The sequence below is a fragment of the Candidatus Allofournierella merdavium genome, from assembly GCF_944382735.1.
In the GTDB taxonomy this organism is placed as follows: Bacteria; Bacillota; Clostridia; order Oscillospirales; family Ruminococcaceae; genus Allofournierella_A; species Allofournierella_A merdavium.
In genome coordinates, this window is record NZ_CALWND010000003.1 from 66,249 (window position 1) to 92,620 (window position 26,372).

20 protein-coding genes are annotated in these 26,372 nt (G+C 67.5%); 14 read left to right on the forward strand and 6 right to left on the reverse strand.

Features of this window, described 5'->3' with window-relative positions; all coding sequences use genetic code 11:
- Positions 1 to 14 precede the first annotated feature (14 nt).
- The 12 genes from aroF (at position 15) to ACH2A7_RS02875 (ending at position 13,357) form a co-directional block, all read left to right on the forward strand.
- Positions 15 to 1,031 (forward strand): 3-deoxy-7-phosphoheptulonate synthase, encoded by a 1,017-nt coding sequence (gene aroF, locus ACH2A7_RS02820; protein ID WP_394959868.1) that lies wholly within the window; start codon positions 15 to 17, stop codon positions 1,029 to 1,031.
- Positions 1,032 to 1,056: 25 nt separating this feature from the next.
- Positions 1,057 to 2,151 (forward strand): glycosyltransferase family 2 protein, encoded by a 1,095-nt coding sequence (locus ACH2A7_RS02825; RefSeq protein ID WP_394959870.1) that lies wholly within the window; start codon positions 1,057 to 1,059, stop codon positions 2,149 to 2,151.
- A 22-nt stretch (positions 2,152 to 2,173) separates the two neighbouring features.
- A complete protein-coding gene (locus ACH2A7_RS02830) occupies positions 2,174 to 3,265 on the forward strand; it encodes a glycosyltransferase family 2 protein (RefSeq protein ID WP_394959872.1) in 1,092 nt (363 codons plus the stop codon).
- 4 nt (positions 3,266 to 3,269) lie between these two features.
- Entirely contained in the window at positions 3,270 to 4,391 is a 1,122-nt protein-coding gene (locus ACH2A7_RS02835; protein WP_394959874.1) for a glycosyltransferase family 2 protein, read from the forward strand.
- A 13-nt stretch (positions 4,392 to 4,404) separates the two neighbouring features.
- Positions 4,405 to 5,511, forward strand: a complete 1,107-nt coding sequence (locus tag ACH2A7_RS02840; RefSeq protein ID WP_394959876.1) for a glycosyltransferase family 2 protein — start codon at positions 4,405 to 4,407, stop codon at positions 5,509 to 5,511.
- 27 nt (positions 5,512 to 5,538) lie between these two features.
- A complete protein-coding gene (gene aroA / locus ACH2A7_RS02845; protein WP_394959879.1) occupies positions 5,539 to 6,810 on the forward strand; it encodes a 3-phosphoshikimate 1-carboxyvinyltransferase in 1,272 nt (423 codons plus the stop codon).
- Positions 6,807 to 7,673, forward strand: coding sequence for a prephenate dehydrogenase (locus tag ACH2A7_RS02850; protein WP_394959881.1), 867 nt, complete (start codon positions 6,807 to 6,809; stop codon positions 7,671 to 7,673). The genes aroA and ACH2A7_RS02850 overlap by 4 nt, the downstream gene beginning before the upstream one ends.
- A 3-nt stretch (positions 7,674 to 7,676) precedes the next feature.
- Positions 7,677 to 8,669 carry a helix-turn-helix transcriptional regulator gene (locus tag ACH2A7_RS02855; RefSeq protein WP_394959883.1) on the forward strand — a complete coding sequence of 331 codons (993 nt, stop codon included), beginning with the start codon at positions 7,677 to 7,679 and terminating at the stop codon, positions 8,667 to 8,669.
- Complete coding sequence (gene mutY, locus ACH2A7_RS02860; protein WP_394959885.1) at positions 8,666 to 9,724, forward strand: A/G-specific adenine glycosylase; 1,059 nt, start codon at positions 8,666 to 8,668, stop codon at positions 9,722 to 9,724. Before ACH2A7_RS02855 ends, mutY begins: the two co-directional genes overlap by 4 nt.
- Before the next feature lie 106 nt (positions 9,725 to 9,830).
- Entirely contained in the window at positions 9,831 to 10,040 is a 210-nt protein-coding gene (locus tag ACH2A7_RS02865) for a phosphatase (RefSeq protein ID WP_394959887.1), read from the forward strand.
- Positions 10,041 to 10,649: 609 nt separating this feature from the next.
- A complete protein-coding gene (locus ACH2A7_RS02870; RefSeq protein WP_394959890.1) occupies positions 10,650 to 11,927 on the forward strand; it encodes a murein hydrolase activator EnvC family protein in 1,278 nt (425 codons plus the stop codon).
- Positions 11,928 to 12,058: 131 nt separating this feature from the next.
- Entirely contained in the window at positions 12,059 to 13,357 is a 1,299-nt protein-coding gene (locus ACH2A7_RS02875; protein ID WP_394959891.1) for a M23 family metallopeptidase, read from the forward strand.
- A gap of 289 nt (positions 13,358 to 13,646) precedes the next feature.
- On the opposite strand, the gene ACH2A7_RS02880 is transcribed toward ACH2A7_RS02875, so the two are convergent.
- From ACH2A7_RS02880 to ACH2A7_RS02895, 4 genes are all read right to left on the reverse strand, one after another.
- The gene (locus ACH2A7_RS02880) at positions 13,647 to 14,765 is read right to left on the reverse strand and encodes an SLC13 family permease (protein WP_394959893.1); all 1,119 of its coding nucleotides are present in this window, start codon (positions 14,763 to 14,765) and stop codon (positions 13,647 to 13,649) included.
- A 104-nt stretch (positions 14,766 to 14,869) separates the two neighbouring features.
- Positions 14,870 to 16,930 carry an AAA family ATPase gene (locus tag ACH2A7_RS02885; RefSeq protein WP_394959895.1) on the reverse strand — a complete coding sequence of 687 codons (2,061 nt, stop codon included), beginning with the start codon at positions 16,928 to 16,930 and terminating at the stop codon, positions 14,870 to 14,872.
- Positions 16,931 to 16,933: 3 nt separating this feature from the next.
- Positions 16,934 to 18,046: a hypothetical protein gene (locus ACH2A7_RS02890; protein WP_394959897.1), complete on the reverse strand. Its 1,113-nt coding sequence runs from the start codon at positions 18,044 to 18,046 to the stop codon at positions 16,934 to 16,936.
- Positions 18,043 to 19,428, reverse strand: coding sequence for a radical SAM/SPASM domain-containing protein (locus tag ACH2A7_RS02895; RefSeq protein ID WP_394959899.1), 1,386 nt, complete (start codon positions 19,426 to 19,428; stop codon positions 18,043 to 18,045). Before ACH2A7_RS02895 ends, ACH2A7_RS02890 begins: the two co-directional genes overlap by 4 nt.
- Positions 19,429 to 19,717: 289 nt before the next feature.
- On the opposite strand from ACH2A7_RS02895, the gene ACH2A7_RS02900 reads away from it, so the two are divergent.
- Both ACH2A7_RS02900 and ACH2A7_RS02905 read left to right on the forward strand, forming a co-directional pair.
- On the forward strand, positions 19,718 to 20,431 hold the full coding sequence (locus ACH2A7_RS02900) for an ABC transporter ATP-binding protein (RefSeq protein WP_394959901.1): 714 nt from the start codon (positions 19,718 to 19,720) through the stop codon (positions 20,429 to 20,431).
- Positions 20,432 to 20,440: 9 nt separating this feature from the next.
- Entirely contained in the window at positions 20,441 to 23,953 is a 3,513-nt protein-coding gene (locus ACH2A7_RS02905) for an FtsX-like permease family protein (RefSeq protein WP_394959903.1), read from the forward strand.
- Between the two features lie 146 nt (positions 23,954 to 24,099).
- Here ACH2A7_RS02905 and ACH2A7_RS02910 read toward each other — a convergent pair whose 3' ends face one another.
- Positions 24,100 to 25,323: an OFA family MFS transporter gene (locus tag ACH2A7_RS02910; RefSeq protein WP_394959905.1), complete on the reverse strand. Its 1,224-nt coding sequence runs from the start codon at positions 25,321 to 25,323 to the stop codon at positions 24,100 to 24,102.
- A gap of 27 nt (positions 25,324 to 25,350) precedes the next feature.
- On the reverse strand, positions 25,351 to 26,133 hold the full coding sequence (locus tag ACH2A7_RS02915; RefSeq protein ID WP_394959907.1) for an SDR family NAD(P)-dependent oxidoreductase: 783 nt from the start codon (positions 26,131 to 26,133) through the stop codon (positions 25,351 to 25,353).
- Positions 26,134 to 26,372 lie beyond the last annotated feature (239 nt).

Below are 26,372 nucleotides of genomic sequence, written 5' to 3' on the forward strand. Positions count from 1 at the left end.
GGAGAGAACAACACATGATCATTTCCACCAAAAAAGGCACGCCCCAGGCGGAGCTGCAAAAAATCATTTCCGAGTTCGAGGCCCAGGGCCTTGAGGTCACCCTCATCCGGGGCACCGACTACAACGTGTTCGGCCTGGTGGGCGACACCACCAAGATCAACGAAAAGGTGGTGGCCGCGAACCCCTGGGTGGAGAGCGTCACCCGGGTGTCCGCCCCCTACAAGAAGGCCAACCGGCTGTTCCACGCCGCCGACACCATCGTGGATGTGGCGGGGGTAAAGGTGGGCGGCCAGGAAAACGTGGTGGTCATCGGCGGGCCCTGCAGCGTGGAGTGCGAGCAGCAGGTGGTGGACATCGCCAAAGCGGTGAAGGCCGCCGGCGGCCGGATGCTGCGGGGCGGCGCCTACAAGCCCCGCACCTCGCCCTACGCCTTCCAGGGCCTCGGCACCGAGGGCATCCTGGACCTGGTGAAGGCCCGGGAGGCCACCGGCCTGCCCATCGTGAGCGAACTGATGAGCGAGGACAAGATCGACGAGTTCGAGGAGTATGTGGACCTGGTGCAGATCGGCGCGCGGAACATGCAGAACTTCCAGCTGCTGAAGGCGGTGGGCAAGATGAAAAAGCCGGTGCTGCTCAAGCGGGGCCTGGCCAACACCATCGAGGAGTGGATCATGAGCGCCGAGTACATCATGGCTGGCGGCAACGAGAACGTGATCTTCTGCGAGCGGGGCATCCGCACCTTCGAGCCCTACACCCGCAACACGCTGGACCTGTCGGTCATCCCCATCATCAAGGAGAAGACCCACCTGCCCATCGTCATCGACCCCAGCCACGCCACCGGCAACTGGCGCTATGTGGAGGCCATGAGCCTGGCCGCCGTGGCCGCCGGGGCGGACGGCCTCATCATCGAGGTGCACACCGACCCCGAGCACGCCTGGAGCGACGGCGCCCAGACCTTAAAGCCCGAGAAGTTCCGTCAGGTGGTGGACAAGTGCCGGGCCATCGCCCATGTGGTAGGCCGGGATATATAACATCCCCGGCAGGAAGGAGCGGCTTATGGATCACAATTTGCCCGCGGTGAGCGTGGTGGTGCCGGTCTACAACGCCGGGCGCTGGCTCGCCCGCTGCCTGGACAGCATCGCCGCCCAGACCTATCCCCGCTGGGAGTGCATCCTGGTGGACGACGGCTCCGCCGATGACAGCGGCTCCATCTGCGACGGCTACGCCGCGAAGGACCCCCGCTTCCGGGTCATCCACAAGGAAAACGGCGGGGTGTCCAGCGCCCGCAACGCGGGCATGGACGCCGCCCGGGCAAACGTTCTGGTCTTTGCGGACGCGGACGACGCCGTCGCCCCCGACCTGCTGGAACTGGCGATGGGGCTGCTGGAGCAGGAGCCGGAGGCCATGGTCCTCTGGGGCCTGACCATGGACCCGGAGGCCTTTGCCGCCTCCCTGTCCGCCCCCCGTCCGGTGACCCGGTCCACCCTCCGCGCTATGAGCTGGAACAGCGCCCTGTTCGCCAACGTTTACACCCAGACCTATTCGCTGGAGCGCATCCGCGCCCACGGCCTGCGGTTCGACACCGCCATGGGCCGCGGCGCCCTCATCGGCGAGGATCACGATTTTGTGACCCGCTACTGTGCCCTGGACCGGGGCGGGCGGGACCTTCCCCTGCTGGTGATCGGCGCGCCCCTGTACTATTACGCCCAGGAGAACGAAAACTCCCTCATGAAGCAGGCGGCCCGGGCCAGGTCCGCCGACTCTGTCGCCCTGCCCCCGCCGGAACCTCGTTACTGCGAGGTGCTCCTGGCGGACATGGCGTCCACCTTTCCCTCCATGTGCGACCTGGGGCAGGAAAAGGCCCTGCAGGACTATCTGCGCCACTATCTGCGGTGCTTCGCCTTCGGCGTCTGGAGCGCCCGGCAGCTGAAGGAGCCTCTGCCCAGGGGCTTTTTCCGCCGCCCGGAGATCCGCCGCCTGCTGGACCTGACGAAGGAGCAGAAGGTCTTCTCGGTCTACTACCTGCCCTTCCGGCTGGGGCTGGCGGGGCTTTGCGCCCGGCTTTACGCCTGGGACGAGAGCCACCACATCAACTACTGGCGGTTCTATGAGGCGACCCATCGCCTGTTCTTCCGCGGCTGGAAGAAATAACACACAAAGGGGGCCCCGCGCCATGCCGACGCCGCGCTTTTCGGTGATCGTGCCCGCTTACAACCTGGAACATCTCCTTCCCCGCTGCCTGGACAGCCTGCTGGCCCAGACCCTGCCCGACTGGGAGTGCGTGGTGGTGGACGACGGCTCCGCCGACGGCACCGGCGGGGTGTGCGACGCCTACGCCGCCAAAGACCCCCGCTTCGTGGTGCTGCACCAGGCGAACGGCGGGGTGTCCTGCGCCCGGAATGCCGGCATCCGCGCCGCCCGGGCGGAAGACCTTTTGTTTCTGGACGGCGACGACGCGCTGGAGCCCTTCGCCCTGGAGTGGCTGGCCGCCCGCCGCGCCCAGTGGCCCGGCGACCTGATCGGCTTTCACATGCGCAGCGACCGGGACGCCCCCGACGACCCGGCCGCCGCCGGGGACCCCCGCAGCTACACCGCCGCCCAGAAGCAGGCCTACATGGCCGGCAACTTCGGCAGCAACGTGACCATCAAGCTGTTCAGCGCCGCCGTCATCCGGGAGGGCGGCGTGGCCTTTGATCCGGCCCTGGCCCGGGGGGAGGATCAGGACTTCTGTTTCCGGTATCTGGACGCCTTCTTCGCCCTGCGCCCCGGCGCGGCGGTGCGGCAGTACGAGCTGCATCTGTATGTGGTCTACGCCGACAACGGCGCGGGCCGGGCCAGCAGCCAAAAGGTGGCCGCCCACGCCATCGACTGGGATCCTGAGGCCAGCCGGGGCTACGCCGCCCGGCTGATGGACGAGTACGCCGGCCTGCTGGCCTCCATGGGCGGCTGGGAGGGCTACACCCCCAAAGAGCGGCTGTATATGGCCCACCAGTACGCCCGCCGGTTCGCCTTTGCGGTGTGGGCGGCGCGGCAGCTGGGCGAGGCGCTGCCCCGGGGCTTCTGGGGCGGCGGCGCCGTGGGCGACCTGGTGGCCGCCATGGGGCGCTACCGGCTTTACTGCGCCTATTACTGGCCGCTGCGCCTGGGCTGGAAGGGCCTGATCGCGGCGGTGTATCAATCCGACGAAAGCGAATCCAAGCGGCTGTACTGGAAGGTCTTCCTGATCGGGGACCTGCTGCTGGGCCGCCGCTGGAACAGGTTGTAACACCATGGAAAGACCCGTCATCAGCATCATCGTTCCCGTGTACAAGGTGGAGCAGTTCCTGCCCGCCTGCATCGAGAGCATCCGCGCCCAGACCTTCCCGGGCTGGGAGTGCATCCTGGTGGACGACGGCAGCCCCGACGGCAGCGGCGCCCTCTGCGACGAAGCCGCCGCGGCCGACGTCCGTTTTTCGGTGATCCACAAGCGGAACGCCGGGGTCTCCGCCGCCCGCAACAGCGGCATGGAGGCCGCCCGGGGCGACTATCTTCTCTTTGCGGACGCCGACGACGCCCTGGCCCCCTGCGCCCTGGCCCTGGCCCTGGACGCCGCCGGGCGCTGGCCGGGGGACCTTGTCTGCTGGCGGCGGGTGCGCCGGCAGGCTGAACTGGCCAAGGCGGACTTTGCCCCCGACTGCGCCGCTCTGGGCCAGACCCTCTACACCCAGGCCCAGAGCCGGGTGTACATGACCACCGTGGACGGCCACGCCGTGACCAACAAGCTGTTCGACGCCGCCCTCCTCCGCGCCGCCGGGGTGCGCTTTGACACCGCCCTGGCCAAGGCGGAGGACTATGTGTTCGGCGGGGCGTATCTGCAGGCCCTCTTTGCCGCCCGGCCCGGGGCCCTGGTGCGCCAGCTGGAGGCGCCGCTGTACTTCTGGCGGATGAATCCGGAGAGCGTCAGCAACCGGAAGGCCCGGGGCGACCGCCGGGGCAAGGTGGAATGGGAGCCGGAGGAATACCGGAACTACGCCCGCCGCCTGGCGGAGGAATACGCCGAGACCCGCGCCGCCATGCACGGCTGGCAGGGCATGGCCGAGGCGGACCTGGCCCCCCAGCTGCGCACCTACCTGCGGCGGTTCGCCTTCGCGGTGTGGGCGGCGGGGCAGCTGGGTGAGGTGCTGCCGGCGGACTTCTTCACCGCCGGCGCTGTGCCGGAACTGCTAAAACTGCTGCGCCGCCACCGCTTTTTCACCCCCTACTACCTGCTGTTCCGGCTGCGGTGCAAGGGGCTCATCGCCCGGTGCTACGAATCGGAGGAGAGCGGCCGGCTGACCCTCTACCGCCGGCTGTACACCCTCACCTATTACATCCTGTTTGCCTGCGGCGGCAAGCGCTGGCAGCAGGCGTGAAAGGAGTTTTTCCATGGAAACGGCCCCTCTTGTCTCGGTGATCGTGCCGGTCTACAACGCCGCCGAGCGGCTGCCCGCCTGCCTTGACAGCGTCCGCGGCCAGACCTTCGGGGATTTCGAGTGCATCCTGGTGGACGACGGCTCCCCCGACGACAGCGGCGCGCTGTGCGACCAATTCGCCGCCGGCTTTGCCGCTGCCCGGGTGATCCACAAGGCCAACGGCGGGGTGTCCAGCGCCCGCAACGCCGGGCTGGAGGCCGCCCGGGGCCGGTATGTGCTCTTTCTGGACGCCGACGACGAGCTGGCGCCCCGGGCGCTGGAATACGCGGCGCGGGTGCAGGCCGAGGCCCCTGACGCCCTGGTCTGGTGGGAGTACACCCGGGACCCGGCCCTCTTTGCCCGGCAGAAGGACGCGCCGCTGCAGTGGGAGCGCACCAGCCGCGCCGCCCAGGAGACGGCGTCGGACTACACGCTGGTGTTCGTGGCGGTGTGGAACAAGCTGTTCCCGCTGGACACCCTGCGCCGCCACGGCCTTTCCTTCGACTGCTCCATCGGCTACGCCGGGGCCACCGGTGAAGACCGGAAATTCATGGCGGAGTTTCTGGAGCGGGTGTATCCCGGCGAGAACTTCCCGCTGGCCCACATCCAAAACCCGCTGTACCACTACTACAACAACCCGGTCTCCATGACCGCCACGCCCCAAACCGGTTCGGACGAGCCCGACCCGCCCGAACCGGACTACTGCGCCCGGCTGCGGGCGGAGTATGAGGAGAAGCTGCGGGTCGCCCCCGACCTGCTGGCGGGCGAGCCCTTTGCCGCGGCCTGCACCGTGCGCATCTACCTGCGCAGCCTGGCCTTCGGGATGTGGAGCGCCGACCGGCTGGGCGAGCCGCTGGCCCGGCGGGACTGGGACACCCCCGTCACCCGCACCATGCTGGACTTCTGCCGCCGCCAGCGCGTCTTTGTGCCCTACTACCTGCCCTTCCGGCTGGGCAGCGCGGCCTTCATCCGCCGCTTCTACGACTGGGACATCCGCCGCAGCGCCTGGTTTTTCCGGTTCCGGCTGCTGTTCAAACTGCTGCTGCCCGGCTGGCAGGAGCCCCCCGCCTTCAAGGAATGAACTCACACAAAAAAGGAAGCTGATACCATGCTGGCAACCATCCATCCCGGCCCCATCGGGGGCGCGGTGACCGTGCCCCCCTCCAAGAGCATCGCCCACCGGGCGGTGCTGGCGGCGGGGCTGGCGAAGGGCCTGTCCCGCATCTACAACCTGGACCCCAGCCAGGACATCGCCGCCACCCTGGCGGCGGTGCGGGGCTTCGGGGCCAGGGTCAAACTCACCGAACAGTACGCCGACATCGAGGGCCGGGGCGGCTTTGCCACCATCCTGGCCCCGGTGGACTGCGGCGAGAGCGGCAGCACCCTGCGCTTTCTGGTGCCGGTGCTCAGCCTCACCGGGCAGCAGGTGGAGTTCACCGGCCGGGGGCGGCTGTTCCAGCGGCCCATGGACGTCTACCGGGACATCTTCGCCGCCCAGGGGCTGCTGTTCTCCCAGAGCGACAAGGGCCTGGTCATCCGGGGCCGCCTTGCCCCCGGCGACTACCGGGTGCGGGGGGATGTGTCCAGCCAGTTCATCACCGGCCTGCTCTACGCTTTGCCCCTGCTCCACAAGGCCAGCCGCCTGGAGATCGTGCCTCCCTTCGAGAGCCGCAGCTATGTGCAGCTGACCCTGGACGTGCTGCACGACTTCGGCATCCGGGCCGACTGGGACGACGAGCGGGAGAACACCCTCTTCATCCCCGGCGGCCAGCGCTACCACAACCGGGGCTACACCGTGGAAGGCGACTACAGCCAGGCCGCCTTCCTGGCGGTGCTGGGGGCCGTTCTGGGCGGGGTGACCGTACGGGGCCTGAAGGAAAATTCCGCCCAGGGCGACGGGGCCATCCTGGACATCCTGGAGCGCTGCGGCGCGAAGTTCACCCGCGCGGGCGACGCGGTCACCTTTGAAAAGAGCGAGCTGCGCGCGGCGGACATCGACCTGGCCGACTGCCCGGACCTGGGCCCCATCCTGATGGTGCTGGGCCTGTTCTGCGAAGGGCAGACGGTCATCCGCAACGCCGGGCGGCTGCGCCTCAAGGAGAGCGACCGCATCGCCGCCATGGAGGAGGAGCTGAAAAAGTTCGGCGGCAAGCTGCAGAGCGACGAGAACACCGTCACGGTGGAGGGCGGGCCGCTGGTGCTGCCGGGCCTTCTGTACGGCCACAACGATCACCGGGTGGTGATGGCCCTGTCGGTGGCGGCGCTGGCCGCCGGCTACACCGCCCGCATTTCCGGCGCGCAGGCGGTGGCGAAAAGCTGGCCGGGATTTTTTGCCGTGCTGCAACAGCTGGGCGCGGGCATCGAGGTGGAAAAGGAATGAACAGAGAAAGCCGTTTTGTCATCGTGGGCCTGGGCCTGCTGGGCGGGGCCTACGCCCGTGGCCTGCGCAGGGCGGGCTATGTCCATGTGGCCGCCCTCGACCTGAAGAAGGAGGCCCTGGCCTTCGCAAAAGAAAAGGGCTACATCGAGGAGGGGCGCACCGGGGAGTTTCAGGACCTGCTGGCCCGGGCGGACTATATCATCTTCTCGTTGTATCCCACCACTTTTATACAGTGGGTAGAACAATATGGCTCTCTCCTGCCCGCCGGCTGCCTGTGCACCGACGTGTCGGGCGTGAAGAAGGGCCTGGTGGACAAAGTGCAGGCGCTGCTGCCGCAAGGGGTGGAGTTCATCGCCAGTCACCCCATGGCGGGCAAGGAGCGCAGCGGGGTGGAAAACGCGCATCTGGTGGATTTCGCCCCGGCGAACTTCCTCATCACCCCCACCGAAAGGAACACCCGGCGGGGGCTGGACTTTGCCCGCGAACTGGCCGAGGCGCTGGGCTTTGCCCGCATCCATGTCATCAGCCCGGAGGAACACGACCGGATGATCGGCTATGTGAGCCAGCTGACCCACGCCATCGCGGTGAGTTTGATGTGCGCGCCGGGCGCGGAGCGCTTTGCCGACTACACCGGCGACTCCTTCCGGGACCTGACCCGCATCGCCTATCTGAACGCCCCCATGTGGGCGGAGCTGTTTTTGTGGAACCGGGAATACCTGACCGAGGAGATCGACGGTTTCACCGCCCGGCTGCAGCGGCTCAAGACCTTTTTGCAGGAGGGCCGGCGGGAGGAGCTGGAGGAGATGTTCCGCACCTCCTCGGCGGCCCGCGCGGCCTTTGACAAGAAAGAGAAGGAGGGCTGAGGAATGCCCCGCGTGGAAGGGCAGAAGGGGAAGATCCTGCTTCTGCTGCGCATCCTGGAAAAATACACCGACGAGGAGCACCGCATCAGCGTGCCCCGCATCCTGGAGCTGCTGGAGGCCGAGGGGGTGCACGCCGAGCGCAAGAGCGTCTACTCCGACATCGAGACCCTGCAGCAGCTGGGCTACGACATCGTGCAGCAGCGGGGGCGCTCCGGCGGGTACTACCTGGCCAGCCGGCAGTTCCAGCTGCCGGAGTTAAAGCTGCTGGCGGACGCGGTGCAAGCCAGCCGGTTCATCACCCGCAAGAAGAGCGACCAGCTGATCCGCACCCTGGCCCGCTTTGCCAGCGACTGGCAGGCGGCGGACTTAAAGCGGCAGGTGTTCGCCTCCAGCCGGGTGAAGACCATGAATGAGAGCATCTATTACAATGTGGACGCCCTGCACCGGGCCATCGCCGAGGACAAACAGGTGCGCTTTGTCTACCAGGAGTGGGACCTGGCCAAGCGCAAGGTGGCCCGCCGGGGCGGCAGCGCCTACCAGGTGAGCCCCTGGGCCCTCTTGTGGGAGGATGAGAACTACTATCTGGTGGCCTGGGCCGAGGGGCAGGGGCTGCGCCACTACCGGGTGGACAAGATGGCCTCCATCACCCTGCTGGACCGCCCCCGCCAGGGCGCGGCGGACTACGACCCCAAAAAGATGCAGGACTACGCAAAGCCCATGTTCCAGATGTACGCCGGCCCGGTGGAGCGGGTGCAGCTGGAGTGCGACAACGCGGTGATCGGCCCCCTGCTGGACCGGTTCGGCACCGACGTGACGGTGGTGCCCCAGCCGAACGGCGCCACCTTCCACCTCTACGCCGACGTGGCGGTGAGCCCCACCTTTTTCGGGTGGGTGTGCGGCTTTTCCGGCAAGGTGCGCATTGTGGGCCCCGCCGGGGTGAAGGAGGAATTCTGCCGCACCCTGGCGCGCCTTTCCGCCGCCGAGGAGGCGCTGTGAAGGGGCCGGGGCCCATCGCGCCGGCGCTGCTGGCCTGGTTTCGGCAAAACGCCCGGGCGCTGCCCTTCCGCCAGGACCCCACCCCCTATCACATCTGGGTCAGCGAGATCATGCTGCAGCAGACGCGGGTGGCGGCGGCGCTGGAGCACTACCGCCGTTTTATGGCGGCGCTGCCCAGCGTGCAGGCCCTGGCCGCCTGCCCCGACGAGGAGCTGTTCAAGCTGTGGGAGGGGCTGGGCTACTACTCCCGGGCCCGCAACCTGAAAAAGGCGGCGCAGCGGGTGTGCGAGGAGTACGGCGGGCAGCTGCCCGCAAGCTATGAGGAGCTGCAAAAGCTGCCGGGCATCGGCGCATACACCGCCGGGGCCATCGCCTCCATCGCCTTCGGCCTGCCCGCGCCGGCGGTGGACGGCAACGTGCTGCGGGTGTTTGCCCGGCTGTACAACGACGCCGGCAACATCGCCGACCCGGCGGTGAAAAAGGTCTTCACCCGCCGGGTGATGGACCAGCAGCCCGCCGCTTCGCCGGGCCCCTTCAACGAGGCGCTGATGGAACTGGGGGCGCTGGTCTGCCTGCCGGGGGGCGCGCCCCTGTGCGGCGCCTGCCCGCTGGCGGGCCAATGCCTTGCCAACGCGGCGGGCACCCAGAACGACCTGCCGGTGAAAACGCCTCCCAAGGCCCGCCGGGTGCAGCCGGTGACGGTGCTGATCCTGCGCTCGGCGGCCGGGTGCCTGCTGCAAAAGCGGCCGGAAAAGGGGCTGCTGGCGGGGCTGTGGCAGCCCTTCCTCTTTGAGGAGCAGCTGACACTGGACGAGGCGCTGGCCAGGCTGGCCGGCCTGGGCCTTTCGGTGCGCGGGGACGTGCCGCCCCGGCCCCTGCACCCTGCAAAACACATCTTCAGCCATGTGGAGTGGCACATGACGGGCTGGGAACTGGAAGCGGCGGGGCCCGCCCCCGCCGGCTGCGTGTGGGCCGCGCCGGAGCAGGCGGCGGAGCGCTACGCCCTGCCGGGGGCCTTCAAGGCATACCGCCCCCTGCTCACCGCCGGGCGCTGACGCGCAAATTGCGGTTGTAATCCGCACCGCGGCGGGCTATAATAAGGGTAATCGCATTGGATTTTGTGCCCTCACCGGGGCAACCCAAAATAAAGGAGGTCATCTCATGAAACAATCCACCTTTGTCGCGCTGGTGCTGATGCTGGCCGCCGGCGTGGGCGCGCTCACCGCCGCCTGGCTGTATGTGCGCCGCCGGGAGAAGGAGCTGGACGAGTACGAGCAGCTGCTGTTCAGCGAGGACATGGACGATGAGGAAGCGCCCGCCGAGGACGCCGCCGCCTCTGCCAAGGACGACGCCGAACCCGACGCCGAATAAATCGTGGGCTTTGGACCGCGGGCGGGAGTTTTCCCACCCGCGGTTTTTTTCGTGTTTTTGTTCGCCCTCCATCGCAGGGAAGCCCGTCCCCTGTTTTTTGTTCGCCCTCGATCGTGGGCAAGTCTGTCCCCTGTTTTTGTTCGCCCTCCATCGCAGGGAAGCCTGTCCCATGTTTTTATTCGCCCTCGATTGCGGGCACATCTGCTCCCCTGTTTTTGCCCTCCCTCCATCGCAGGCACATCTGCCCCCCCTGTTTTTGCCCGCCCTCCATCGCGGGCACATCTGCCCCCCCTGTTTTTGCCCGCCCTCCATCGCGGGCACATCTGCCCCCCTGTTTTTGCCCGCCCTCCATCGCGGGCAAGCCTGCCCCCTGTTTTTTGTTCGCCCTTCCTTACAAGGCCGGCCTGCCCCTTTTTGCGCGTCCCCACCCGCGAAACGCCCTGCCCGCGCCCGCCGCCGGGCGCTTTTTTTGCGCGGCCGCGGGCGTCTTTCCCCGCCGGTTTTGCCCTTTTGCCCCGTTTGTGCTATAATGCGGGTATATACGCGCCCCAAACGGGAGGCGCGCACACCGCGGGCCGCCCGGCCCGCCCTCGGAAGGAGGCGCAGGGCATGAAGCGCGCGCTGCTCTGGCTTTTGATGGTCCTTTTGTTCACCGCCCTGGTGCTGGGCGGTGCGCTGGGCTTTTTCTACTATTCCACCGATGAAGACGACCTGCCTCCCGCCGGGGTGACCCTGGCGGGGCAGCCGCTCACCGAGGCCGCCGGCTACCACTGGGAACTGCCGGTGCTGGGGGGCGTGCTCTGGCGGGAATTCGATCTGAGCCCCAGCCTGGCCAGTGTGGAACTGCAGTCCATCACCACCCCCGCCGCGGCGCTGACCCTGGCCGAGGACATGACCGCCGACGGCACCACCCTGCAGCTGAAGAGCGCCGGCGGCGTGACGGTGTTTGAGGGCACCGCCGCCCAGTGGAAGGACTTCACCTTTCCCGCCAGCGGCGAATACAGCCTCACCATCCGGGCGGGGCGGCAGGCTTCCGGCCAGCGGCCCGCCAAGCCGGTGGGCTACTACCAGTACCAGTGCCGCTTTTTTGTGAACGTGCAGCCCACCCTCACCCTCTCCACCAGCGAGGCGGCACAGGGGGATGTGGTGGCGGTGTACGTCGCCGGCGCGCTGGGCGGGGGCAGCGTGCCCCCCACCGCCCAGTGTGAACTGGGGCCGGTGTGGTTCCGGCCCACCCAAAACGGGTGGCTGGGCTATCTGCCGGTGACCTACAACGCCGAGGGCGGCGACTGGCCCGTCACCGTGACGCTGGAGGACACCACCCTCACCGCCACCTTGTCGGTGCGCAGCACCGAGTTCCCCACCACCCAGGCCTCCGACAGCGCCCCGGCCACCGACGCGGCCAACGAGGAGTTCCGCCGGGTGATCTGGAGCCTCTACGACCAGGGTTCGAACCAGGCCAGCTGGTCCGGCGCGTTTCAATACCCCGCCCAGGGGGCCAGCATCTTCCAGGCCTACGGCGCATATCTCTACGACGGCGAAACTTCCGCCGGCCGGGCCGCCAACCTGACCCTGCTGTGCCCTGAAAACGCCCTGGTGACCAGCCCCGCCCCGGGCCGGGTGGCCTACGCGGGCCAGCTGCAGCTCACCGGCAACACGGTGGTCATCGACCACGGATGCGGCGTGAAAAGCTACCTGTTCGGCCTGCAAAGCATCGCCGGCGTCGCCGCGGGCGACCAGGTGAGCGCCGGGCAGGGGCTGGGGGTGGCCGGGCGCAAACTCATCTGGGAGGTGCGCATCGGCAACAAGAGCGTGGATCCCCAGAAACTGACCCGAGGCGGCAGCGACGGGCTGTTCTACCGCCCGGTGGGGGACGCGCTTCGCTGATCCCCCTTTTGCGGCGTCAACGCGGCCCGCGCCCCGCGGCTGCTTTGGACGATACAAAACCAGTGTCACGCCGGGCGTGGCACTGGTTTGACGCGCCCGCGCGGGGCGCGATCGATGTGAGGTGAACCATTTTGCTGGATATCCTGAAAGCCGTGGGCAAATGGCTGGCGCTGGTGGTGGTGCTGGTGGTGGTGCTGCTGGGTGGGGCTCTCGGCTTCATGTACACCCAGGTGGAACCGGGCGATCTGCCCGCCTACGCCGTGAGTTTCGGCGACGAGCAGCTGCCCCAGACCGGCTACCACTGGTCGGTGCCCATCGCCGGCGACTGGCTGCACCGCACCCTGAGCCAGGAGGACAAAGCCGCCGACCTGGGCGAGGTGACCGACGGCCGCCCCGCCCTGACTCTGCCCGCCGGCACCGAGGGCCGGCTGACCATCACCGACGAGGCGGGTGAGACGGTGTTCGAGGGCACCGCCGACGAGTACGCCTCCTTCTCCTTCGGGCAGAACGGCGTCTACACCGCCCGGCTGACGGTGAGCCCCCAGGTGAACGAGTTCAACCCCACCACCCGGATGGAGGGCTACTGTCTCTACGAATTCACCTTCCGGCTGAACGCCCGGCCCACCCTCACGTTGTCCCACACCAGCATGGTGCAGGGCGGGGTGATCGGGGTGCGGCTCACCGGCGTGATGGGGGATGTGACCCCCACCCTCTCCTGCGAGTTGGCGCCGGCGGTGTTCACCTTCCACGAGGGCGCCTGGATCAGCTACATCCCGGTGGACTACAACCAGTTCGGCGGCGACTATGAGATCACCGCCACGGCGGGCGACCAGACGGTGAGCGCCACCGTGAACGTCTACGGCCGGGAGATCCGGGAACTGGACACCTACACCATCGACGGCACGGCCGCCATCCCCTACATCGGGTCGGTGCCCGGTCAGCTGGAGGATGTGATGACCATCTGCGACCCCGACATCTACTGGAACGGCGCCTTCACCCAGCCGGTGAGCGGCAAGGTGGTGCGGGATTACGCGGTGATGGAATACACCGACCGCATCGACGAGCTGACCCTCTCCATCTATCCCGAACTGGCGGTGCTCAACGAGCAGATCGTTCCCCGGCGCAGCGTCAACGTGACCATGGCGGTGACCCCCGGCAAGAAGGTGCTGGCCCCCGCGGCGGGCCGGGTGGTCTACGCGGGCATCGCCGGCAGCGCCGGCCGCACGGTGGTCATCGAGCACGGCTGCGGCCTCAAGAGCATCCTCTACCTGCTGGGCCGCATCGACGTGAGCGAGGGCGAGTATGTGGCCCAGAACGATGTGCTGGGCACCACCCAGGGCCACATCACCTGCGAAATGCGCCTGTACGACATCCCCATCAGCCCCTGGGAGGCCTGGCGCGGCCAGGGCGCCCTGATGTGGCAGGGCTGAGGGCCGGCATCCCTCCCCTTCTCTCCCGGCATATGCCTGGCCCCGGCGCCCGGCGGCGGAAGCCGGCCTTCGCCCCGGCGCCTCTCCGCCCCGATTCCCGCCGGTCCATGCCGGGCCGCGTCGGGCCGGACGACCGGTCCGCCCCGGCGGCCTTTGCCCGCAGATCCGTTCCCTTTTGCCGCCCCGGGCTCCCGTTCCCGCGGCGGCTTTTCCTTTCCACAAAAAGTGCCCGGCACGGTGAGATCCCCCGCGCCGGGCACTTTTTCATCCAGTGATTTTACTATATGTATTATCTTATCAAATAATACAAAACCATGAGCACCGCCAGCAGCCCCACGTTGACCAGGGTGAACCAGAGCAGGTATTTCCCCTTTTGGGCGGGGTAGCGACGGGCGAAGAACTTGTAGGAGATGAGGCTGGCCATGGAGGCGATGAGGGTGCCCAGGCCCCCCAGGTCGCACCCCACGATGAGGGCGGGCCAGTTGGAGCTGTACCCCGCCAGCAGCAGGGCGGCGGGCACGTTGCTGATCACCTGGCTGGCCAGCACCGCCACCTCCACCTCCCGGCCGGCCAGCGCCCCGGCCAGAAAGGCCGAGAAGGCGGGCAGCCGGCCCATGTTGCCGATGAAGAGGAAGAAGGCCACGAAGGTGGCCAGCAGGGCGTAGTCCAGCTTTTTCAAAAGGGGCCGGTCCACCACCAGCAGCACCGCCAGCGTCAGCCCCGCCGCGGCCAGCGGGGCCAGCAGCTTGGCGATGCACAAAAGGCACACCGCCCCCAGGGCGGCGAAGAGGGCGATGCGCCGGGGGCTGCCCTGCTGTTCCGGCTTCACCTCGGCGTGCATTTTTTCGCTTTTGGGCACCAGGGCCAGCAGAGCGATGCCCGCCGCCGAGGCCGCCGCGTAGGGGGCCAGCAGCAGGCAGAAGCTGCCGAAGGCCATCCCCGACCGGTTGTAGAGGTAGAGGTTCTGGGGGTTGCCCATGGGGGTGAGCATGCTGCCCAGGTTGGCCGCCGCCGTCTGCAGCACCACCAGCGGGATGGCCAGCCGCTCGCAGCCGGCCATCTCCAGCACCACCAGCCCGAAGGGCACAAAGGTGATGAGGGACACGTCGTTGGTCACCAGCATACTCACGAAAAAGGGCAGAAAGGTCAGCACCAGCAGCATCTGCCGGGTGGTGGACAGCCGCCCCAGCAGCGCCGCGCCCAGCGCGTCGAACACCCCCTGCCCCTGCAGGCCCTTGCTCACCGCCATCAGGCTGAAAAGCAGGGCCAGGGTGTCCCAGTCCACATAGTCGAGATACCCTCTGTCCGGCGGCACCGCCGCCATGGAGAGCACCGCCAGCACCGCGGCGGCGCAGAGCACCACCTCGCTCTTCGCGAAGGCCAGCGCCCGGTCAAGATACTTTTTCATTTGTTCCTTCCCACTCTCTTTTCCGCAAAGAGGCGCCCCCGGCTGCCCGGGCGGCGGGGGCTTCCCTCCGCCCGGTGGGGGCGCTTTTTGTTTGTGTTTTGTTGTTATTCGTCCAGCTGGAAATCCCCCGGGCGCAGTTCGTCCAGCGCCGCGTCCGGCTCCGCCGCCAGCCGCCGCCCCTGGTTCAGGATGGCCGCCTCCAGGGTGTTGCGGGCCAGCCGGCCATTGCCGTTCTCGGCGGCGTTCTCCGCCTGTTTGCGGTCGTAGAAGGCCAGCAGCGGCCCGTCGCACTCCGCCGCCAGCCGGTAGCCCCGGCCCTTGGCGGTGAGTTTGGTGATGGCCAGCAGTTCGGCGCCGGTGTAGTCGGGGAATTCGATCTTGTTGGGGAAGCGGCTGCGCAGGCCGCTGTTCGCCTGCAAAAACTCCTCCATCTCTTTGGTGTAGCCCGCCAGGATGACCACCAGTTCGTCCCGGTGGTCCTCCATGCCCTTCACCAGCGTGTCGATGGCCTCCAGGCCGAAGGTGTCCTGCTCGCCGCGGTAGAGGGAATAAGCCTCGTCGATGAACAGCACGCCCCCCAGCGCCGACTGGATCACCTTCTGGGTCAGCGGCGCGGTGTGGCCCACATAGCGGCCCACCAGGTCCGCCCGGCTCACCTCCACCAGCTGCCCGCCGGAGAGGGCCCCGATGGCCTTGAGATACCTGCCCACCAGCCGGGCGATGGTGGTCTTGCCGGTGCCGGGGTTGCCGGTGAAGATCATGTGCATGGACACGCCCGCCGTCTTCATGCCCGCCGCCGCCCGGCGGCGCTGCACGGCCACCGCGTCCTCCAGCCGCAGCACATAGTCCTTCACTTCGCGAAGGCCGATGATGCCTTCCAGTTCGGCCTTCACCTCCGCCAGGTCGCCGGTGTATTCTGCGGGCAGCACGGCCAGCAGGTCCACCGGCTCGCCCCCGTCAAAGGCGGCCAGCACCTGCCCGTTCTCCCCCGCCTGCAGGGTGACGGCGGCGGCTTTGCGGCCCCGCAGCTTGTGCTCCGCCAGGGCGGCGAAGCACCGGTCACAGAAGTCCGCCAGCCGGCCCACCCCCTGTTCGCCCTTTTGGGCTACCAGGTCCGCCAGCCCTTCGCCCGCCGCGGTGAGGGTCCAGCCCAGCCGCTCCTTTGTCCTGCGGGCCAGCCCGTTCAGCTGCCGCCCTGCGATGGCCAGCAGTTCTTCTTTGCAGAACGCCGGCGCCTCGCACTCGTCCCCCACCGCGCTGGCGAAGGCCGCCCCCAGCAGCGACGCCAGCGCTCGCTTTCCGCCGGGGCAGAGGAACACCAGATACTTGCCCCTGGCGCTGAGAGTGCCCACCGCGCCGGGGGCCAGGGCGGTGCCGGTCTCCACCAGCATCCCCTTCTGCACCACATACCGGCTGGCCAGCCGGGCGCTGCCGGTCTCGGCCAGCTGGGCCAGCAGGGCCAGGCAGCCGGGGTGGCAGCTCTCCGCGTTCTCAAAAGCCAGCACCGGGTCGGGGCCGGCCAGGGCGGCGTAGAGGTCCTGCAAGAAGAGTTTTTCCTGGGCCGGGCTGCCGTAGAGGGCCAGGTCCATCCAGGCCACGCCCCCGGTGAGCAGCCCCTCTTCCTTCAGGGCCTTCACCGTCTCGGTGAGGGCGTAGTGCCGCCCCCGGCCCGCCTTGCCCGCCAGCACGATCACGTTGCGGGGTTTTTCCCCCGCCTCGCCCAGCACGAAGGGCCGGCGGAAGGCCGCCAGCAGCGCGGCGGAGAAATCCTCCCGGCCCGCCAGCGCGGCACGCTGGCGCTGCGCCGCCCGCTCAAAGGCGGCGTCGCTGTCCTTCGGCGCCGGCGCGGCGGCGGCCGCCTGGGCCGGGGTGAGCAGGCCGTCCCGCTCCATCTCCCGGGCAAGGCCCTGGCCCAGCCGGCTGATCTCCCGGCTTTGTTCCTCCAGCTGCCTGGTCAGTTCCTCGCTGTTGCGCAAAAGGCGGGCGCCGTCGGTGTTTTTGGCCGCGTCGGCGGCCGCGGCGGTGCGGGCCGCCGCCTCCTCCAGCTTCTTCTGGGCGTCGGCCAGGTCCTTTTCCGGCCCTTTGCCGCCCGCCGCGCCCCGAAAGCGCCCGCCGGGGCCGAACACCCCGTTCATCAGGTCCTCCCAGTCGGTGCTGCCGGCCATGGGTCACTCCTCCTTGTTCTGTTCCAGAATGGCGTGCAGGGCGGCGGCGTTCACCGCGCCCTTAAAGTCCTTGGCGCTGCAGCCGGCCCGCCCGCCGCCCGCGCAGGCACAGGCGCAGGCGCAGGAGACGCAGGCGCAGGCACAGGCGCAGCCGCCCCCCGAGCGCCGGCCCGCGCCGGAACCCCGGCTGGAGCCGCCGCCAAAGCCCCCGAAGCCGCCGGAAGCGCCGCCGCCCCCGCCGCCATGGGGCGGGCGGGGCCCGCCGTGGTGGTGGGGCCAGAACCAGCCCCCGAAACCGCCCAGGAAATAATTGCCGGAGGCGCGGCGCACGATGATCCAGAGGATCACGATGGTCACCAGCACCATCGTCATCAGGGCGTCCACGTCCACGCTGCTCTGCTGCACCACGATGTCGCCCATCTCCCAGCCGCCGGTGTCGGCGCTGTTCCGGTCCATGGTGGCGTCCAGCGGGGCGGCGGCAAAGGCGGACTGGTCCGCGTAGTCGGCGGTAAAGGTGAGGCGCGCGCCACTGGGCAGGTCGGTCCACTCGCCCTGCACGCCGCCCTCCACGTCCACCAGGTCGCCGGTAACGGGCACGCCATCCAGGCTGGCGGCATAGCTGGCGTTACCCGCGCCGTCCTTCCAGGTGAGGGAGAGGTGGCGGGTCTCAGCCTCGTCGAACCAGCCGGGAGTAAACTCGAAATTCACGGACCCGTCGTCGTAGACCTCATACAGGTGGCTCACCTGCACCGAAAAGTCCAACTGCACCGTCTCCCCCGCCTGATAGGGGCGATCCAGTTCCAGCCGTACATAGCTGCCTCCTTCGTTGTAAGGGTAGGCTACGGTGATGGGCTTACGCATCCAGATCACCGGCTCAATATTATTGTTGGGCATTCCCACCTTCACCCATTCCAGCGGGCCGGCGGTGGTGGAGTCCAGCACAGTCCAGGTGATCTCATAGTCGATGACGGCACTGCCGTCCTCCTGGAGCGTCACCACGATGTTGTAGTCGTCAATGCGATCCAGATCGGCGGCCAGGGTCGCCGGGCAGAAGAGCACCGCCGTCAGCAGCGCCAGCGCCGCGAAGGCCAGGGCGAAGCGTTTTGCTTTTTTCATTGCGCGCCCTCCTTCTCCCGCAGCTGGCAGATGTGGTCCATCCTGGCGCTCTCGGCCCGGATGGCGGCGCACCGGGGGCTGTGCCAGATGGCCTTCCAGTCATCGGTGAGGATGTTGCCCAGCCCGTCATCGGTCAGCCAGCTCTGGCAGGGCACCACCGTGCCGTCGGGGGCCACCGCCATGTTGCTCAGGCAGGCCCCGCAGGTGGGGGCCATGGGCAGCCCCAGGCCCAGCAGCGTCTCGGGGGGCAGCCAGCCGGGGCTGGTGAAATCGATCTCCATGCCGTTTGCGGCGCAGTATTCCACCGCCTGCTTCAGCAGCGCTTCCAGTTCCTCCGGAGACAGGCGGGTGGCCCGGCTGCCCTCGGTGAGGGCCCCGCCGGTGGGGATGAGCCCCGAGCAGGTGACGTAGCGCACCCCGAGGCCGTGGAGGAACGCCAGCGTGGCGGCGTAGTCGGCGTTACGGCTGCACAGCGGGGTGTTCACGCTCACCGAGAGGCCCGCCGCCAGGGCGTTTTGGATGCCCGCCACCGTGTCGGCAAAGCCGGGCGCGCCCACCAGTTCGTTGTGGGCGGCGGCGTCGGCGCTGTACAGGGTGATCTGCACGCTGTCCAGGCTCGCCTCATAGAGGGCCTTGCAGAGCGCGGGGGTGAGCAGCCGGCCGTTCGAGTTCAGCCGGGTGACAAACCAGCGGGCGGCGTCCACCAGTTCCGCCAGGTCGGCGCGCATGGTGGGCTCGCCCCCGGTGAAGGTCACCTGGGGCACCCCCGCGGCCCGCAGTTTTTCCAGCACCTGTTTCCAGCCGGCGGTGTCCAGCTCCTCCAGGCTCGCCTCCGGCTGGCCGGCGGCGTAGCAGTGCAGGCACTTCTGGTTGCAGTTCCAGCGGCCCTCCTTCTCCATGGCGCTGATCATCAGGTCCATCCGGTGCGGCGCGGTCATCTGGGGGGCATAGTCCCCCAGGCTGATGGGCGCCACCTCCTCCGGCGGCTGCTGGCCCCGGGCGATGGCGATGAAGCTTTGCAGCATCCGGTCCAGTTCGGCGCGCATGCGGGCGGGCTTCACCCCGGGGTACACCCGCCGGGCGGCGTCCACCGCTTTGGCGGCCACCCCCTCCAGCGCCTCGTCGGGCACCTCCCGGTCGGCGTAAGGGGCCAGGGCGTCCATCAGGCAGGCCAGCAGGATGGCCCAGGAGATGTTCAGCGGCAGCACGTCGCGGCCGTTGAGGATCACCACATAGGGCACGCTGCGCCGCAGCCGGGTGGCGGGGGGCACCATGTGCAGCCGCACCACCCCCGGCCCGCCGGGGTTCAGGGTGATGTGGCGCACCTGGCGCAGGTATTTTTCCCGAAACAAAAATTCCCGCAGGGTCACAAGATCGATCACGGGTCGTTCCTCCTTTTGGGGCGGCGGCGTGCCGGGCACGCGCTCTGCTTTATTGTATCACACCCGCCCCGCCAAAAAAAGACCGCGGCGGGCCTTTTGCCCGCGCCGCGCTCCTCTTTTTCGCCGCCGGGCGGCGCGGGGAGGAAAAAGGGCCAAAAAAGGGGCTTTTTTCATAGATAATTTACAAATTAGCCCACACAAACGCCACACTTTTCTTTATAATATGAGGTAAAAGGACCGGGCGCGCGCAGCGCCCTTCTTTCAACTTTGCAGGGCGGAGGGATCTGGCATGGACGGCCGGGAGCATTTTGTGATATTCGACAAGGTGTGCAAGTACTACCAGATGGGGGAAGTGCGCATCGCCGCCGCCGACCACATCAGCTTCCACATCGACAAGGGGGAGTTCTGCGTCATCGTGGGCCCCTCCGGCGCGGGCAAGACCACCGTGCTGAACATGCTGGGGGGCATGGACGTGTGCGACGAGGGCCACATCTGGCTGGACGGCGCCGAGATCAGCGCCATGACCCAGCGGCAGCTCACCGGCTACCGCCGGCACGACGTGGGTTTTGTGTTCCAGTTCTACAACCTGGTGCAGAACCTCACCGCCCTGGAGAACGTGGAGCTGGCCAGCGAGATCTGCCGCGACCCCCTGCCCGCCGCCGAGACGCTGGAGCATGTGGGCCTGGGGCAGCGGATGGCCAACTTCCCGGCGCAGCTTTCGGGCGGCGAGCAGCAGCGGGTGTCCATCGCCCGGGCGCTGGCCAAGAACCCCAAGATCCTTCTGTGCGACGAGCCCACCGGCGCGCTGGACTACAACACCGGCAAACAGGTGCTCAAACTCCTGCAGGACACCTGCCGCACCACCGGCCGCACGGTGATCGTCATCACCCACAACAGCGCGCTCACCGCCATGGCGGACCGGGTGATCCGCATCAAGAGCGGGCAGGCCATCTCCAACGAGACCAACCCCGCCCCCACGCCGGTGGAACAGATCGAGTGGTGATATGAGTTGTTGAATCGTACTTACTGGAAGTCCATCCTGCGCACGGTGCGCTCCAGCCTCTCCCGCTTTCTGGCGATCTTCGCCATCGTGGCGCTGGGGGTGGGCTTTCTGTCCGGCCTGCTGGCCGCCCCGGTGGACATGCGCCTGTCCACCGACACCTACTGCCGCGAGGCAGACCTCTACGACATCAAGATCCAGTCCACCCAGGGCCTCACCGACGAGGACCTGGCCGCCGTGCGCGCCGTGGAGGGCGTGGCGACGGTGATGCCCGCCCGGGACATGGACCTGGTGCTGACCAAGTCCTCCGGCGAGAGCCTCACCACCCGGCTGCAGAGCATCCCCGGGGACGACCTGCCCGAGGCCGACCGGCTCAACCGGCTCACGCTGGTGGAGGGCCGGATGCCCTCCGCCCCCGGCGAGATCGCCGTGGGCCTGACCAAGGATTTTTCCGGCGACACCCCTGAGATCGGCGACGTGCTGACGGTAAACGCCACCGAAAACGACGAGGACATCACCGGCGCGCTGCCCGCCACCTTCACGGTGGTGGGCACCGTGCGCTCCGCCGCCTACTTCTCGGTGGAGGCGGAGTATACCAACACCGGCAGCGGCACCATCGACCTGTTCGCCTACGCCCCCGAGGCGAGCTTTGACATGGACTACTACACCACCTTTTACATCGCGGTGGAGGGGGCGAGCGAACTCAACTCCTTCTCCGCGGCCTATGAGAACAAGGTGGCCGGCGTGATGGACGGGCTGGAGGCCATTCAGGACGGGCGGGTCCAGGCCCGCTACGACCAGATCATCCACGACGCCCAGGCCGAACTGGACGACGCCTGGGCGGAATACAACGACAAAAAGGCCGAGGCGGAGCAGAAACTGGCGGACGCGAAAGACGAGCTGGACGACGGCTGGGCCAAGCTGGCGGACGGCGAGGCGGAGCTGGAGGACGCCAAGCTGGAGATCGACCGGGGCCAGGCGGAACTGGACGACGGCAAGGACGAGTTTTACCGGCTGCTGCCCGGCTACAAGCAGCAGATCGCCGACGGCAAGGACAAGATCCTGAGCAACCAGGCCCAGTTGGACGACGCCCAGGCCAAACTGGACGAGGGCCGGGCGCAGCTGGACCAGCTGCAGACGGGCAAGACCGCCTTCTGGGGGCAGATCGTGCCGATGCTGCAGCAGATGGGCCTGCCCATCGACGCCTCCGACCAGTCGGACGCCGCCACCCTGCGGACCATCGCCACGGTGGAGCAGCTTCTCGCCGGCGGCGGCACGGCCCAGGGCGGCACAACGGAAGGCGGCACGGCCCAGGGCGGCACGGCTGCCGAGGGCGGCACCGCCCAAAGCGGCGCCACCGGGGACAGCACGGCCGCCGGGACCGGGGCGCTTCCGGGCGTGCCCGCCGGCGCGGCCATGACCCCCGAGCAGAGCGCCGCGCTGCTGGAGCAGCTGACCCAGCTGAAGACCGGCCTGCAGGCGCTGGCGGACCAGGGCACCACTCTGGATGCCTCGCTGGCGGCGCTGGACGCCCAGCAGGCCCAGATCAACGACGGGCGCAAACAGCTGAGCGACGGCTGGGCCGAACTGCAGCAGAAGGAGCAGGAACTGAACGACACCATCGCCTCCACCGAGAGAACCTTTGCGGAGACGGACGAAAAGCTGCTGGACGCCCGCCAGCAGTACGCCGACGGCCTGGCCGAGCTGGAGGATTCCCGCCAGGAGCTGATCGACGGCCAGCAGGAATATGAGGACAACAAGGCCGAGGCGGAGACAGAACTGGCGGACGCGAAGGAGGAGATCCTGGACGCCGAGAGCGAGGTGCGCCAGATCGAGAAGGGCAAGTGGATCCTGGGCGACCGCAGCGACAACACCAGCTTCTCCAGCTACGGCGACAACGCCGACAAGATCGCCGCCATCGCCACGGTGTTCCCGGTGTTCTTCTTCCTGGTGGCGGCGCTGGTGGCCCTCACCACCATGACCCGCATGGTGGAGGAGGAGCGGGGCCAGGTGGGCACCATGAAGGCGCTGGGCTACTCCCGCTGGCAGATCGCCGCCAAGTACATCCTCTATGCCCTCACCGCCAGCCTCACGGGCAGCGCGGTGGGCATGCTCATCGGCATGCATCTGTTCCCCCGCATCATCCTCAGCGCCTACAACATCATGTATGACCTGCCCGAACTGCTCACCCCCTTCAACTGGGGCTTCGGGCTGCTGGCCACCGGCGCGGCGCTGGCCTGCACCCTGCTGGCCACCCTGAACGCCTGCTGGGCCGAACTGCGGGAGCAGCCCGCCAGCCTGATGCTGCCCAAGGCCCCCAAGGCGGGCAAGCGCATCCTGCTGGAGCACATCGGCCCGGTGTGGCGGCGGATGCGCTTCACCCACAAGGTCACCGCCCGCAACCTGTTCCTCTACAAAAAGCGCTTCTTCATGACGGTGGTGGGCATCGCCGGCTGCACCGCCCTGCTGGTGACCGGCTTCGGCCTGCACGACTCCATCTCCGACATCGTGGAAAAGCAGTTCAACGAGCTGGCCCACTATCAGCTGCTGGTGTCGCTGCAGGACGAGAGCGCCCTGGAGGGCCGGGACCTGCAGGCCCTGCTGCAAAGCGGCGACCAGATCACCGGCTACCTGGCGGTGACCCAGGAGGACGCCACCGTGGTGCCCCGGGAGGACACCCCGGAGGACAACGTCTATCTGGCGGTGCCCACCGACACCCAGGCCATGAACGAGTACTTCACCTTCCGGCACCGGGTGGGCGGCGGAACGGTGCCCTTTGAGGAGGGCTCGGTGATCATCACCGAAAAGCTGGCGGAGCGTCAGAAGCTGGAGGTGGGCGACGCCATCACGGTGGAGAACGCCGACGGCGACGAGGCCACCTTCACCATCACCGGCATCTGCGAGAACTATGTGTATCACTACGTCTACATGAGCGCGGACGTCTACCGGGCCGCCTTCGGCAAGGACCCGGAGCCCAACCTGCTCTACTGTCGCCTGGCGGACGGCGTGGACACCCCCGAGGGGGAGGACGCCCTGGCCACCGCGCTGCTGAAGTGCCGGGATGTGGCGGGCGCCCAGTTCACCCACGAGATCACCGCCAGCTTTTCCCAGAGCCTCGACAGCATCAACTACATCGTGGTGGTGCTGATCGTGGCGGCGGGGGCGCTGGCCTTCGTGGTGCTGTACAACCTCACCAACATCAACATCACCGAGCGCTCGAAGGAGCTGGCCACCATCAAGGTGCTGGGCTTCTACGACGGCGAGGTGGGCGCCTACATCTACCGGGAGACCTCCATCCTCACCCTCATCGGCACGGCCTGCGGCCTCGTGTTCGGCATCGCGCTGCACACCTTCGTCATCCGCACCGCCGAGGTGGACATGGTGATGTTCGGCCGCTCCATCTATCCGCCCAGCTTTGTGTGGTCGGCCCTGCTGACCATCCTGTTCAGCCTGCTGGTGAACGCGGTGATGTACCGCAAGCTGAAGAACATCAGCATGGTGGAGAGCATGAAGGCGCCGGAGTAAACCCCGCCGCGTTCACCCGCGGCCCGGGTGCCGAGGGGGCGGCGGGCATCGGCCTGCCGGCCGCTGCGCCGCACAACAAAACAAGTGGGGCGGCATGGCCTTTGCCATGCCGCCCCGCTTTTGTTTGCCGCGCCGCGCGGGCGTTTTTACTTTTGCGCCATCATCTTTTCGGCCAGCTTCTGAGCCACCAGGATCAGCACGATGGCGGCCACCGCCAGGATCGCGGACCCCACAAAGCCCATGGTGTACCGGCCGGTGGTGTCGTAGAAGTAGGCGCTGATCTTCGGGCCCACAAAGGCGCCGATGCCGTAGCCGATGAAGATCAGGCCGTAGTTGCTGTTGTAGTTCTTGGAGCCGAAGATCAGCCGGACCATCGGCGCGAAGACCACCAGCAGGCCGCCGAAGGAGAAGCCCACCAGCACCACGCAGAAGATGAAGAAGGGCAGGCTGGTGGCCTGGGTGAGCAGCAGCATGGACGCGCCGTTGATGACCATCAGCAGCACCAGGCTCTTCCAGCCCTTGAGGATGTCGTAGATGAAGCCGAAGCCGATGCGCCCGCACATGTTGGACAGGGTCATGATGGACACGCACAGAGCGGCCACCATGGCGTCCTGGCCCACCTGCCGCTGGGCGATGGGGCTGGTGAAGCTGACCATCATGGTGCCGGCGGCGTTGGCGAAGATGAACATCAGCAGCAGCACCCAGAACACCGGGGTGCGCACCATCTGGCCGATGTTGTAGTCACGGGTGGAGAGCACCTTGGCCTGGGAGGCGGAGGGCTTCCAGCCTTCCGGCATCCAGCCTTCGGGGCAGGGCACGATCATCCAGGCCACGGCGCCCACGCCGATCAGGAACACGATGCCCAGCACACGGCAGGTCATCTGGGCGCCCAGGGAGTCGATCAGCGCCTGGGCGATGGGGCTCATGATGAAGGGCCCGCAGGAGGCGCCGGCCTGCACCAGGCCGGAGATGGAGCCGGAGCGGTCCGGGAACCACTTGAGGGCGGTGGGCAGACAGGCGGGGTAGATCAGGCCGCCGCCCGCGCCGGCCAGCAGCCCGTAGAAGATGTACAGCTGGGGGATGCTGGTGGCAAAGCCGGTGAGGAACCAGCCGCCGGCGAACAGGCACAGGCCCATGTAGATGGTGATGCGGGGGCTGAGCTTCTCGGCCAGCGAGCCGCCGATGAAGCCCACCGCGCAGTAGACGAACATGTAGATGGTGTAGGCCAGGGCGAAGTCGGAATCGCTCCAGCCGAACTGGGTGGTCAGGGGGATGCAGAACAGGCTGAAAAAGGCGGTGGCGGAGGTGAACAGGCTCTGCAGCCACACGCCCGCGAACACCCGCCAGCGGGTAGATTTGGTAACGGTCATGTCAAAAACTCCTCTCTCGTCGGGTGCTCAGCACTGCAGGGTGCCCAGGTCCAGGGCCACGTCCCGGCCGTTGAACTTGCCGGCGGCCCGGCTGGTGCCCAGCCAGTAGACCATGTCGGAGATGTCCTCCACCTCCAGGAAGGGCACGCCGGCGTACATCTCCTTGTAGTCGGCGAAGTGCTTGCCGGTGAGTTCGTTGATGAACTCCACATAGTCCTGGGTCTCGCACATGGGGGTCTTCACCTTGGTGGGGCACAGGGCGTTCACGATGATGCCCTTGCTGCCCACTTCCTTGGCCAGGGTCTTGGTCAGGCCCAGCACGCCCCATTTGGCCATGCAGTAGGTGGCCAGCTTGGGGGTGCCGTACAGCCCGCTGGTGGAGGAGATGTTGATGATGCGCCCGAAGCCCTGCTTGAGCATGTACTGGGTGGCGTACTTGTCGGTGCGCCAGGTGCCGATCAGGTCGATGTTGATGACCTTCTCCACCTGGGCGTCGGTGAGCTCCCAGGTGTTGCCGAAGTTGATCACGCCCGCATTGGCGATCACCACGTCCAGCCGGCCGAACTTGGCCCAGGTGTCCGCAAAGAGCTTTTCCATATCCGGGGTGCTGCACACGTTGCACTTCTCCGCCAGCACCTCGGCGCCCAGGGCCTCCAGTTCACGGATGGTCTCCTGGAAGCGGGCGTCCTCCACGTCCAGCATGTCCGCCACCACCACATTGAACCCGTTCTGGGCGTACTTTACCGCGTGGGCACGGCCCTGGCCCATGGCGGCGCCGGTGATCAGCACGACTTTCTTTTCCTCACTCATCGTTCCTCGCTCCTTCAAAGCATATCGTTGCATTTATAACGTTGTGGATTTAACGATCCCGGGTAACAAAGAGATCCTTTTCCGGGGGCCCGCCGGCAAAAGGATCTTTTTTGTTTCCGCACAACAGTATAGGGATTCAAGTTATTTTAATGTCAATCCGGCATTTTGCCACAAAAAAAGTCGCCCCCGTTGTGAAAAACAACAACAGGGACGGCGCTGATTTTCGTTTTGGCAGGCCC

Coding starts and splice junctions, on each gene's coding strand:
- ACH2A7_RS02850 (WP_394959881.1), top strand. CDS start 6,807: ATGAACAGAGAAAGCCGTTTTGTCATCGTGGGCCTGGGCCTGCTGGGC.
- ACH2A7_RS02870 (WP_394959890.1), top strand. CDS start 10,650: ATGAAGCGCGCGCTGCTCTGGCTTTTGATGGTCCTTTTGTTCACCGCC.
- ACH2A7_RS02855 (WP_394959883.1), top strand. CDS start 7,677: ATGCCCCGCGTGGAAGGGCAGAAGGGGAAGATCCTGCTTCTGCTGCGC.
- ACH2A7_RS02830 (WP_394959872.1), top strand. CDS start 2,174: ATGCCGACGCCGCGCTTTTCGGTGATCGTGCCCGCTTACAACCTGGAA.
- ACH2A7_RS02890 (WP_394959897.1), bottom strand. CDS start 18,046: ATGAAAAAAGCAAAACGCTTCGCCCTGGCCTTCGCGGCGCTGGCGCTG.
- ACH2A7_RS02840 (WP_394959876.1), top strand. CDS start 4,405: ATGGAAACGGCCCCTCTTGTCTCGGTGATCGTGCCGGTCTACAACGCC.
- ACH2A7_RS02885 (WP_394959895.1), bottom strand. CDS start 16,930: ATGGCCGGCAGCACCGACTGGGAGGACCTGATGAACGGGGTGTTCGGC.
- ACH2A7_RS02915 (WP_394959907.1), bottom strand. CDS start 26,133: ATGAGTGAGGAAAAGAAAGTCGTGCTGATCACCGGCGCCGCCATGGGC.
- ACH2A7_RS02900 (WP_394959901.1), top strand. CDS start 19,718: ATGGACGGCCGGGAGCATTTTGTGATATTCGACAAGGTGTGCAAGTAC.
- aroF (WP_394959868.1), top strand. CDS start 15: ATGATCATTTCCACCAAAAAAGGCACGCCCCAGGCGGAGCTGCAAAAA.
- ACH2A7_RS02835 (WP_394959874.1), top strand. CDS start 3,270: ATGGAAAGACCCGTCATCAGCATCATCGTTCCCGTGTACAAGGTGGAG.
- ACH2A7_RS02910 (WP_394959905.1), bottom strand. CDS start 25,323: ATGACCGTTACCAAATCTACCCGCTGGCGGGTGTTCGCGGGCGTGTGG.
- aroA (WP_394959879.1), top strand. CDS start 5,539: ATGCTGGCAACCATCCATCCCGGCCCCATCGGGGGCGCGGTGACCGTG.
- ACH2A7_RS02825 (WP_394959870.1), top strand. CDS start 1,057: ATGGATCACAATTTGCCCGCGGTGAGCGTGGTGGTGCCGGTCTACAAC.
- ACH2A7_RS02880 (WP_394959893.1), bottom strand. CDS start 14,765: ATGAAAAAGTATCTTGACCGGGCGCTGGCCTTCGCGAAGAGCGAGGTG.
- ACH2A7_RS02865 (WP_394959887.1), top strand. CDS start 9,831: ATGAAACAATCCACCTTTGTCGCGCTGGTGCTGATGCTGGCCGCCGGC.